5 protein-coding genes are annotated in these 12,237 nt (G+C 45.0%); all 5 read right to left on the reverse strand.

The genetic code is table 11. The features are described from left to right. Positions 1 to 135: 135 nt before the first annotated feature. Positions 136 to 774, reverse strand: a complete 639-nt coding sequence (locus QUA38_RS06390) for a Uma2 family endonuclease (RefSeq protein ID WP_333096424.1) — start codon at positions 772 to 774, stop codon at positions 136 to 138. Positions 775 to 1,049: 275 nt separating this feature from the next. Next, a complete protein-coding gene (locus QUA38_RS06395) occupies positions 1,050 to 7,622 on the reverse strand; it encodes a CHAT domain-containing protein (protein WP_445305031.1) in 6,573 nt (2,190 codons plus the stop codon). 463 nt (positions 7,623 to 8,085) lie between these two features. Then, a complete protein-coding gene (locus QUA38_RS06400; protein ID WP_333160207.1) occupies positions 8,086 to 9,192 on the reverse strand; it encodes a hypothetical protein in 1,107 nt (368 codons plus the stop codon). Further along, positions 9,189 to 11,042: a CHAT domain-containing protein gene (locus QUA38_RS06405; RefSeq protein WP_333160209.1), complete on the reverse strand. Its 1,854-nt coding sequence runs from the start codon at positions 11,040 to 11,042 to the stop codon at positions 9,189 to 9,191. Before QUA38_RS06405 ends, QUA38_RS06400 begins: the two co-directional genes overlap by 4 nt. Positions 11,043 to 11,073: 31 nt before the next feature. After that, positions 11,074 to 12,234: a DUF1822 family protein gene (locus QUA38_RS06410; protein WP_333160211.1), complete on the reverse strand. Its 1,161-nt coding sequence runs from the start codon at positions 12,232 to 12,234 to the stop codon at positions 11,074 to 11,076. Positions 12,235 to 12,237: the final 3 nt, after the last annotated feature.

A 12,237-nucleotide genomic window follows, 5' to 3' on the forward strand; every position in this document is an offset into this window, starting at 1 on the left:
TCGCATATCGGGTAGAATTGCTGGCACTACCAGCCTGTAATTGATATTTAAATTAGTTTATCATCTCTATTTTATCACAACAGAGTTTTTTTTAGTAGGTTAAAATTGTAAATTTTGTTTAATTTTATCCGCAACTCATAGGTTTGGCTTAATTTGGCTTTTTACCCAATTCCGAAATGCTTTTACTAATTCCAAATAATCTATTGTTTCTGCTTGTTCCAAAAATCTGACAATCTCTAATATCGGTAAGCTGGGAAATGCTAAACTGATATCGCCCTCAACGTATTCTCCATTTTCTAATCTGTTGATTCTGAGTCGCGATCCATTATAAATCCAAACTTCCGGCACTCCCAGAGCCGCATAAACCTGCAAGGTATTTTCTGAACGACTGGTAATATCAATTTCTACCACTAAATCCGGCGGCGGATCTTGATTCATGTCGATTCTTTTTTTGCCTTTAACGGCACTAATATTCTGGATGTAAAAACATTTATCTGGTTCTACACCGCTAAGTTCAGGACGTTTGAATGTGGTAGAACCAAGAGGTTCAATTCTCACCTCTAATTCTTCAGCTAAGGTTTCAACAAATCGACCCAATACTTCTTTGAAGCGTTCGTGTTCTGGAGAAGGTACCATAATTTCAAGATTGCCACGATTATATGTCAGCCGCAGTCGCCGCTGACTGAGTTCAGCCAGCAAAGTTTCGTAAGTTTGCCAACTGATACCCGATAGCTGGACAATTTGTTCCGGGGGGGAGAGAGTTTGAGCAGTCATCTGATTTTATATTTTAGATTTTAGATTTTAGATTTATCCCGCGAATAAATTAGGGGTCAGAAACCAAATTGTTTTGGATGATAGCGATTAAAAGGGCGGGTTTTTGAGATTGTCAATTATTGGCAGATATTTTTCGTGAACCCGCCCCTACCGTATTAGGGGTAATCCACCGGACATGATATAACACCAGTAAAAAAAGAATCCAAGTATAGGCCCGTGCTCCAAACCCATACATCCTCAGTCATTCCCAATTATAAAATCTAAAATGGTATAATCTACCAAGGACTGCCAATAATTGTGAATCCGGCCCAAAACTTCGGGTGAGAGAAATCTGCATTGGCTACTTGTGTGGCTTGATTAATGTCGATCGCGCCTTGAGTTCCCCGCAATTGACCGTCTTTTACTACAATTTGTTTGTGGATCATTGCCAGTTGAGCTTTTCTGAGCGCTTCCGCTTTAATGTTTTCTGATCGCAAATTGCCATAAAACTCGGTCATCAACGCCAAAGTGCCGATATCATTAACTTTCCACAAACTCGCCAAAGCTGATTTTACACCGCTGCGGACGGCCAGTCCAGCAAATCCCATTTCTGCTGTATTGTCCCCGATCGCAGTTTCGCACCCACTCAGCACTAATAACTCGACTGGTGGGCGATGGTACCACTTCGCCGATCTAAATTCATCCAGCGCCAAAGAGCGATCCCACAAATCAATCTCAGCTTCCTTGCGTCCGTTTTCGCCTTGAGGAAAACTGGCGTGAGTAGCTAAGTGAACGATTCCAAATGCCTGCTGTTCTCGCTGTTTTCTCAGGTTTTGCAGGGTAAATTCTTGATTGAGAAAAGAGCGGCCTTGCCACAAGGGAAATGCTGCTTGATTTTCCGTTTCTGTTCTCCTCCCCGCGATCGCAGATAATTCGATCGGCACCGCAGCCAAACGCTCTTTCTTGGTGTGTGGAAACTCTGAAGCACCCATTGCTAAAACTTGGGCATTCCGCAAACTTTGATAATTGGTGTTAGTCAAGCTGATGCTGGGAATTGAACCTAGACTGTATTTTTCTATTAAAAATTGGTTTCCGTCGTGCAAAGCTGCTATGGGCAATTGGCGCAAACCGGCATCAAATGCAAAAATGAGAGTGTCGATATTTAATGATTCTAAATTTTGAGAAATCGGTGCAACTAACCATTTGTAAAGTTCCTGGGCGCTTGGCAAATATCTTGTATCTTGTGAATCCAAAGGATTCCCTAAATAGTCCTGCAAAGATTTCACATTTTCCTTTAATTTTATTATTGTTGCGATGGCGACTTTTTTGATAATCGGAGGGCCATCGGGAACTACTAAAATTAGCCACAAGTCTCCTATACCGGCCACAACGTAAACAATTACAGCTTGCTTCCCGGTTTCCTCCTTAATTGTTTTAAGAGTTTCTCTCAGATATTGAACGTTGATTTTTTTATCCGTGAAATTTTCCCCATAATAATTTTCGTAGTCTTGTTCAAATAGCTGGTCAATTAGAGCAATAGCATCGTTAGCATTGCCTTGTTCTAAAGTTTGTTCGACGAGCGAGCGGCTAATTTGTGAGGGAAAGAAATTTGGGATATCTGCGGGTAAGGGATTTTCTGCGATCGGAGGGGGAATTGGCGCTGGTGCGGGAATTGGCGCTGGTGCAGGGGCAGGAGTTGGAGTTGGGGCTGGTGTTGGTGCGGGCGCTGGAGTTGGTGCTGGTGTTGGTGCTGGTACTGGATTAACGGGAGGTGATTCTATTTGCGGCAGAGAGATTTGGGGAATATTTGCCAACCAATTAGTAGGGTTTTCAGGAGGTTGTTCTGGAGGAGGCGTCTCGGCGGGAGCGGGATTTAAGACTATGTATCCCTCGGGTTGTTCGGTGGAAGAAGCGCCAAGCTGCGGCGGGTTTTCTGGAGGGTTTTCTGAAGCTGGGATAAAGGTAATATTGGGTGTTTCAACGGGCGGTATGTCGATCGATATTTGTCGATTATTGTCTAGTTGAAAGCCAACTCTGGTATTTCCAGTTTCAGGATTTAGCTCGAAAGAAGTTTCAGCACCCAATAAATCGCCAATTAAAAAAGCTAAATTTTGTTGGGGAGTTTGGCTTTGGCTGACAGCGGGCGCGGGTACGATCGCACTTGTAGGCACGGGTACGATCGAGCTTGCAGGTGCTGGCTGAGTCTGAGTTACAGGCTGGGTTACAGAGGCAATAGGGGCTGCGGGCGCGGGATTTGGTGCGTTTGAAGGTTGGGGGGCGATCGCAGGTTGAGCGCCGAGGGAGGAGGTGATTTGGGAAACAGAGGGAAGGGTAGGTCTCGAAGCTATGCGGGCAGCAGCGTTTGGGGTTGTGGGTGTTGAGGGCTGCGTGGGGCGCGCGCGCGGTGGCAGTACGAATGAATCGGGGATTGGTGGCAGTCGGATGTTGAGGGGAAAACCAGGTATCGGATCGGGTGTTGCCGAAGGTGCGATCGAAGTTTGGGGAATTGGGGCAGGTGGGATAAATATTTGGGGAATTGGGAAAGGTGCGATCGAGCTTTCGGGAATTGGGGCAGGTGCGATCGAAGTTTGGGGAATTGGGGCAGGTGCGACGGGTAAACGCGGTGGGAGTGGCGGGGAGGGTGTGCCTGCGGGCGCTGGAGTCGGTGTTGGAGAAGGCGCTGGAGTAGCTGCGGCTGTCGGTGCAGGCGATGCAGTATCTGCGGCCGTGGGTGCTGGCGTTGGAGTAGCTGCTGCTGTGGGTGCTGGCGTTGGAGTAGCTGCTGGTGTCGGTGCGGGTGTTGGAGTAGCTGCTGCTGTGGGTGCGGGTGTTGGAGTAGCTGCTGCTGTGGGTGCAACTATTGGCGGCGGTACGGAAATAATTTGAATGCGATCGACATCCTGTCTGTGGGTATAGAGATATTCGCGATCGGGCAAAATTGTTTGAATAGGATTAGAATTTCCCCTAGTAATTGCACCCGCCGTTCCATTTGTGGCAGAATCACCGACAATAAACGGCGTTAATCCTGCGCCTCCGTGGCGGATAATTATAGTACCGCCGCTGCTATCTCCAGGACTTCCAGCCGTAGAAATGCTAGCATTGATGCCGTTTCTGTCTGTGAAGGAATTGAGCGAGCGAAAAAACCTTCCCATCAGAATCTCCACATTTCCGCCGATACCGCTGCCCTGACTCTGAGCATCAATTTGATTCACAGTAATATTACCAGAAGTGCTGCGGTTATAAGCCGTGACATTCCCTGCATTCCCCTGCGCCGAAGAGTCAATTTTACCAACAGTAATACTTCCGGTAGCGTCGAGCAAGATACTGCCGCCATTACCAGCCGACGAGGTATTGATATCGCCCGCAGTAATATTAGTTCCAGCGCTCAAAGCGATATTGCCGCCATTGTTAGGAGAAGTCGCATCGAGATTTTTCGTTGTGATTTCTCCGTTCTCACTAAACAAAGAAATTCCGGCGGGTGAGGTAATTTTTTGAGCGGTAATATTATTCGTAGTAATAATGTTGATTGCACCGGAATTTTTGGTGATATCATCTTCAATATTGATGCTGTTGAGGGCAGTCGCTTTGCCAACATCCTTACCAAAATCCACACTTCCCGCCTGGGGTTCAACAGTAAGACTGTAAGGCCCGTCAACAGTAGACTTAAAAGTAATATCGCCAGTCTCTAAAATTTTGACCGAAAGGTCGTTACCTAATGTTACCGGAGCGTTAAAAGTAATGTTATTGCGGTTGGTTGCGATATTTCCCTTAGCAGTAATACTGTCCTTAGCCTGGACATCAATATTGCCACCAGTCACAGTAATACTGGGAGCGAAAGTGCGGGAATTAATATCAGATGTCGAAACAGTTCCGCCAGCATTTATGGTGATATCTCCGCCTTTACCCTTGGCCGCAGCGGTAATAATTGGGCCGGCAGTTGTGTCGATATTACCGCCGCTTTGAATGCGAAGATTCCCGCTATTGGCGTTGAACCCGCTTAACAATACAGCCGAGTTCCCAATTCCGGCTGTAGTGATATTGTTGGTGGCTTCTAGGGAAATATTGCCGCCGTTGTTGCCGCCCATTGCATTGATGATTCCGGCGGTAGTATCTATAGAACCGCCGCTCTTAAAGGTGATTGAGCCCCCGTCTTGAATGCCACTCGCTTCGATGTCACTGGTAGTAATGTTGCCCGTAGCATTTAAATTAACAGTGCCACCTTTTTTAGTTGTGAAATCGGGCGAAGAACTATTAAAACTTGTACTTAACAGACTTGTAGTGATATTGCCATTTTTATTCGTAAATTCAAGATTTCCACCCTGTAATCTTCCTCCTACTACCACCTCACCTATATTAATATCACCCTTGGTAGTAGATAAAGTAACGTTGCTGCCATTGCCATTCTCAGAAACACCTGTAATTGTAATTCCTACAGTCGATGTTTTGATGCCGCTGTCCGCTTGAAGCGTGACATTTCCAGCAGCGCGATCGCCCCTGACATCGATCGCTCCGACATCTATAGTACCGCCGCTCGTAAGTGCGATCGGGCCACCATCTAAACTCGCCAGTGCATTGAGATTGCCAGTCGTAATATTGCTGCCAGCATTTAAAGTAATTGAGCCACCATTCTCCGGGCGCAAAATATCCGCTCCAGACTGAAGACTGCTGCTTGAAATTAAGTCACCTGTAGTGATGCTGCCGTTAGTGGTAGTAAAGTTAATTATCCCCCCCTGTCCGCCCCGCAATGTGCCGTGGTTAGACACCTTACCTGTTTTAATATCACCATTGGCAGTAGATATTTTGATGTTGCCACCTCTATTACCGCTGTTAGAAGTAGCATCTATTTGGCCAGTATTAATAGTGCCATTTACACTTGTAATATTGATATTTGCACCATCTGCTTTCGATGCACCTATACTATTTGAGCCTATAATATCTAGATTAATGTTACGATTTGCCTGTAACGTTACAGAACCAGGATTGCCGGGGGAATCGTTGTTTCCAGTGCTTATATGTACTCCATTTGTAGGAAAAATAATAGCTCCCTGTTCGCTGATGATGGTAACATTACCACTACTGCCAGTAGGTATTACGCCCGGAACACCTCCTGCAAAACTCTCTATGCAAAAACTAGGGGAAGCACAGTCTAAAGTAATATCGTTTTTTGCTTTGAGAATAATATCACCCGCTCCACTGGGCCCGAAAGAATGTATATCGGCAGTAGTAATGCTGCCACCTGCATTCACAGTAATATCACCGCCACTGCCAAGGGCTTTTGTATTTATAGTAGTAAGTCTGCCTGTAGAAATGTTGCCCCCAGCAGTCAAAGATATATAACCAGCATCACCCCCAAAAGAGTCTGCCACAATCAGGCCCGTTTGAATGTTGCCTGTAGCTTGCATAATTACAGGACCTACGTTATTAGAATTACTTGCATAAGTATCAATTTTTCCTACTACTTGAATGTTACCACCCGATCGCAAAATTACCGATCGCGAACTTCCCAAGATAAATTCATCACCCGTAGTAGCACCAGCCAAAGTTGCATCTGGACTCGTAATTATGATATCTCCATTAAAAGTAATATTTCCAGTACCCGAAGTCGTATCTACCTTGATAGATGCACCCGTATATCCCCCAGAGGTATAGTCATTAGGCTGCATAATTGGATCGTACAAACTGGTAAAATTAGCAGGTTTGCCCGATCGATCGAGAATTGACATATTATTGCCACTGCGAAAGTGAGCATCTGTAGATATCATGCCATCACTCACTAAAGTCAGATTTCCACCGCTCACAAAAGGCGTTTGCGAAAGATGATTCAGCGCCAAAATATCGATACTTTGATTTCCCTGAATGTAGAGATTTCCGCCAGCATTCGCTACAAACGGATTGGCCACACTATCGCGCACCCGCACTGTATTGTCAGCCAGCAAATTCAAATCGCCAGTTGTACGCAACAGACTTTCAACTAATGTCAAATTGCGATTAGCTGACAGCGTTGCAGTTTCCGCAGTTACTTCTTTAGCAGTGACATCTCCATTCTCTACCTGCAAACCAGAACCAGTTAATTCTATTTGCCCTCCAGCGTTGACTGTCACCCCCGTTGCACTTTCCCCGCCACCCGTCAACAACTGCGGCAAAGATGCAACTGGCAACACCCAATTTTGAGGCAAACTGCCCGCTACAGATTGTGGCTGAATCTCCAAACTCAACAGATTTCCCGGTTGACTAATTCTGACTAAACTTTCACCCGGTACAGCCGCAACAGTAATATTTCCTCCCGGTGCAGAAAGTTGTCCCGTACTCAAAACCGTGCCGCCCAAGAAAGTTAAATTTTGCCCTTGTCCCACTGCCAAATTGCCTAAATTGACAATTCCTCCCGGTTGTGTATTTGTAAAAGCAAAAGTATTAGGATTTCCCACTAATTGAGTATAATTATTAGTACCAGCCACACTAAACCAGTTATTGCCAAAACCGATGCCCGTCGCAGTAGTCGCAGTGAAAGCAGCAGGCACGTTCAAACTGGCATTTGTGCCAAAAACAATCCCCGCCGGATTCATTAAAAATAAATTGGAATTGCCGCCAGTTATTTGAATTAATCCGTTAATCAGCGAAGCATCGCCGCCGACAACTCGCCCTAAAATATTGCGGATATTAGGATTTGATATAAAATTGGCAGTTTGCCCTTGAGTTAAACCAAATTCTTGGAAACTGTGAAACAGATTTGCACCGTCGCTGGATTGTTGGCCGCCGTTGATGTTGAATTGGTTGCCGCTGGGAGTAATTTGAGTATTAGTGCCGTCGGTTGCGGGGGTAATTTGGGCTGTGGCTGTTTGGGATGGGGCGAAAAGTCCTAATTCCCACATTGCTAAGGTGGTAAATGAGAGGAAGGTGAGGAAAAAGCGGGTTTTTTTGTGTGTTGATTTCATGGTTTTGTTAGTAGATGATATCTCGTACACTCTGATAATTGCGAAAGTCCGCCAGCGCCCTCTGACAGTCCCAAAGTCCGTCAATCCGCCAGGGATTTCAACCCCTGGCTAATAGCGAAAGTCCTCTGAAGAGGACTGTAGAAAAAGTTTAATGTCAGTCCACTTCAGTGGACTTTTGCTTTGAGGCAGGGAATGAATTCCCTGCCGGAATTAACGTCACATCCCGCGAGTCCGCCAGGGGTTTCAACTCCTGGCTAATAGCGAAAGTCCTCTGAAGAGGACTGTAGAAAAAAGTTTGATATCAGTCCACTTTAGTGGACTTTTGCTTTGAGGCAGGGAATGAATTCCCTGCCGGAATTAACGTCACAATTTGTGCCGGAATTAACGTCACAGCCCGTTACTATTTCCTGTCTTCCCTCCTTTGCAAATCCCGCAATTGTTTATCAATCTTTTCCGCCATTGGCAAATCTCCCAAAGTTGTATATCCATCTTTTGCCATTCGCAAATATTTCATAGCTTCCAGATTATTTCTCATGGCTGAATGAACTTGCCCCAATCCGTATCGAGCGGCTGTCAACTCCTCAATATCGTCAGGTTTCGCCGTATTAATTACCTTAGAATAGTAGACTTCAGCCTGGGGAACCAGTTGTAGCTTTTCTAGATACAAATCGCCCAATGTGCGATAAATGGGCGGTGTTTCCATGCCTATTTCTTGTAAGTTTTCTAAAATTTCTCTTGCTTCGGCAATCAAGTTTGTGTTAAGATAAACGCTAGAAATTGCTAATTTTTTAGCGTTTTCGTTAGGTACTTGTTTGTCGATCGCCCCAACCGCATCCTTAACAGCCTCAACTTGCTTCTCATCCAGCAAGCTAAACTCTGTATCTCCTTGTCCCACGGCACTTTCCGATGAAGCACCTGTATTTGCCTCCACAATCAACTTGTAGCTAGCGCCCGGTTTCAGCGCTGGTTCCCCCGGATAGACAGCCTCAGTACCGCTAACAGTCATTTCCCAGTTCAATTTCGCTCCATTTTCGCGGAGGCTCAACTTATAGCTAGTAGCACCAGCAACCGGATTCCACCGCAAAATTGGCTTGCTGTCGAGCAATTTTGTCCGCCGCGGACTGATAATATAAGGAATTGGCGCGCTATTCCAAGCAATTTTACCGTCGCCGCGATCGGGACATTTAATCAAGTCGGTGCTGCAATCAGATTTCGACTCTTGTTTGGCTAACAAACAGCTATTCAATAGATTTTCACCCGAGGCGATCGACTTAATTCCCCAATCTGCACATTGGATCGTGAGTTGGGCGTTTTGTGCTGTTCGCAATTTGTCTCCCGGATAAATCGGCGTACCGCTGGTAGGGCGGACAATTAGCCCGTTTTGGCGATCGATCGCAACTTCCCCGCTACTATGGATAATCAGTCCGTTGGATATTCTGTTACTCGCTGCTAGTGCGGTAGTTGCCATCGAGCTTAAAGCTATAAAAACTGCAATCCTGATTTTCACTTGATATTTCCTTTTGCTTGTAAACGTTGCTGGGCAATCTGGATACATTCATCTTGTTTCGGCACGCGGTAATCTGAATATTTAAGCGCCTGATTCCAGGCTTCTAAGGCTGCTTGCGGCTTACCTTTGATTTCGAGAACCTGTGCTAAAAGGCATTGAGCTTCAGGGCTATCGCCTCTGAATCCTATTGCTATTCTTAAATCTGCTTCAGCAGCGTCATATTGCTTTTGTTTAAACCGCGCCCAGCCGCGATTTTTAAAACAAGCGGCTTTTACTCCGTCGTATTCAGTATGTTCTAAACAGCGAGCGATAAATTTTAAAGCTTCTTGAGGTTGATTGTTGAGAATCAGCGATCGAGATAATTGAGAATTCGCCTCAGCAGAACCCCGCCGCGCTGCATCCTTCATTAATTTTTGCGCGTGCTCTTTTTCATTCAAGTCCTCATACAAACTAGCTAAGTTATAATGAGGGGTGGCATAATTTAAATTTAGTAAAGTTGCTAATTGGTAGTATTTTTCAGCAATAAATAGTTGACCCTCCTTATGGTTTTTCATACCAATTTGATTCGCAACTTGGGCAAGCATTGGGCCCATTAACATATAACCGATCGCGGTAATACCTAAACTTTTTGCCGCCCGCTGCATCCAATCTATGGGCCGAATTAACGATTGGTTGTTTGGTCGATCGCCCAAAACATCTCCTGCAGGAACCACAGGGCGATCGCACCCCAACTCTAGTAATTTTAATCCCTCAAAAGTTGGATGCTGACACAGCATTGGTATTCCGCTCGCCCCCGGAAATTGATGTTCATAGCGCAGCAAATCATCCTTAGCTTTTCGCACCGCCAAAAACAGAGGTTCTTTGAGTGCCAAATATCTAAACAAAGATTTCACAAATTCCTGAGCAATGAAATCCGGGATTGGCGCCCGCATCACAATTACTGACGGTAAATAAATGCCCTCACTAACCAAATCTGCTGCTATTCCCAGGCTCGAACAGGAATTGAAAATTAGTAACTGCAACCCTTTAAAAATAGCTTTTTTCAGGCCTTCTTTTAAATCCTCTAAACTAACAGTATTATTTTGAAGTTCTTGATTGATATATAGCAGTCCATTGGCAGCATTAATATCGCTATCACTATGTCCGGCATAAAATAAAACTTGCCAGCCTTTTTCATCAAACAACTGGTCGCGAAATTGTTGAGGTGTCGGTTCTTTAAGAAACGTTATTTCGCAGCGCTCGCCCAAATATTTTTTAAGCTCTTTTGTATCTTTTCCAACATCAATTCCCTTGCTGTTGCCTACAATACCTAAAATTCTACCTCGCGAAGGTAGAGGCATCCCCCCTATAGTTGCCTGTTGAGGAACTTTTCCATATTCTGGGGAACTGCCGATGATTTCCGAGTTGCGGTAGTCTTCGCGAAATTGCCACGCATCCCAAGGCAACTGCCAAATCAGAGAGTTATTACACTCTAGAAATATTTCAACGCATTCCGATGGATTGCTGATTTCTGTTCTGAGTTGCGCCTCAATTTTTCTGTAAAAGTCCTCAGCACTCAGCCACTTGTTCATCTCTTGCTTCAAACCTCGATATATAGCATCAGGCTTGTCTTCAGAAATATTTGTTGTACCTGCGGAATTGATTTTGAGCCGAGAACCGCTTCTGTTATATTGGGATGCGCCACAACTAGCGTTCCACCTTTTATGCAACTCCTGAATTTGAGGCGCTGGTGGCAAGCTTGCGAAACGTTGAGCTACAGTTTCTCCTTCTTTTTTTAACTCCGCTGTCACATGAGAAAAACCATTTTTTAAATCCCCATACCCCAAAGCAAAGATGACAGTCCAGCTCATAAATTGTATGCGATTGCAGTTAATCAAAGTATCATACCACAAAAGTTTCCGTTATGCTTAAATCATCTAAAGTTACTCGAATACTAAAGCTCTCGTCTGGCTCTACGTGAAAATCTTTCAGCAAAATGCACAAGTTCTGAACTGTTGCTTCTACCTCGTGTAGATTGTCTCCGGTGTCGGATATTAAGGAAAGTTTAATATTTGTTGGCAGGTAAGGTTCTCCGATCGCCGGATGCAGTTGGACGTGAACTCTCAGAGTGCGATCGTCCTCTTCAGCAATAGCAACCAACAAAGCAACACTCGTCCTTCCCAAACGCATTCCCAAGTCAATCAACTTTGCCCGCGTGACATCAGCTTCGGGAAACCTATTGATACTGCTTTGACTGCCTTGCAAGGCAGATTCGGCTCTCGAATTTCCACCTCCTCGGAAGGCAAAATTGGGGGTTTCGTCAGGAAAAAGTAGATCATCTAAATTTTGTTTACCTTGCTCAAATTGCTGCCAACCTGTTTCGGCAACATTCTTAAACCAATTGCCTAAATTAGATTTCACTGGGTTTTCAATTTCAGTAGGAGAAGTCTCCGGCTGCGGATTAAAGATTGATTCAACTGACTCCCACTCTGATGTAAATACATTCTCCAGCCACTGACGCAGATTGACTTGAGATTCAGATATATGTTCGAGGTGGAGCAAGAAGTCATCCAGGGAATGCAACTCGCTCAATACTAATTCCCCCGTACCGGCAGTTGGGGAAAATCCCAGCAATTTTGCTTCCTTTTCATCCTCCTCAATTTCTACTACCAGATAACCGATGCGTTCCTCCCTTACTTCGGGGGGAACGTGACAAGTAGGCGATAGGTTTTGCGGCGAATTGATGCGATTATTTTCTCCATGTTTCGGCAAAGTTATCAGCGGACGGCATTCAATTTTTCCTAGATTTTTGATATATAAATCAGCCACATTTTCCAATAAGCGAACAACTGGATTCCAGCTATCGCAGTTAGTTAAATCTGTTTCAATATCTAAAAGCGTCAAGTAATCGCGGACGGCCAACACAGCCAAAGTGTTGAGATAAACTTGTTCTTTTTTGTGGGGGTGACGCTGTTCGGAAGCAAATTGCCGTGCTGAACGAATTGTCTTTTGGGTAATTGGCAGTGCCAAGGATTGGTTTTCGATGCTGTTACTCTGTGCCATTGT

Origin of the sequence: Microcoleus sp. Pol12B4 (genome assembly GCF_036701385.1) — a bacterium.
In the GTDB taxonomy this organism is placed as follows: domain Bacteria; phylum Cyanobacteriota; class Cyanobacteriia; order Cyanobacteriales; family Microcoleaceae; genus Microcoleus.

Excerpts from the sequence above, each read along its gene's own strand:
- QUA38_RS06405 (WP_333160209.1), bottom strand. The coding sequence starts at position 11,042 with ATGAGCTGGACTGTCATCTTTGCTTTGGGGTATGGGGATTTAAAAAAT.
- QUA38_RS06390 (WP_333096424.1), bottom strand. The coding sequence starts at position 774 with ATGACTGCTCAAACTCTCTCCCCCCCGGAACAAATTGTCCAGCTATCG.
- QUA38_RS06410 (WP_333160211.1), bottom strand. The coding sequence starts at position 12,234 with ATGGCACAGAGTAACAGCATCGAAAACCAATCCTTGGCACTGCCAATT.
- QUA38_RS06395 (WP_445305031.1), bottom strand. The coding sequence starts at position 7,622 with ATGTGGGAATTAGGACTTTTCGCCCCATCCCAAACAGCCACAGCCCAA.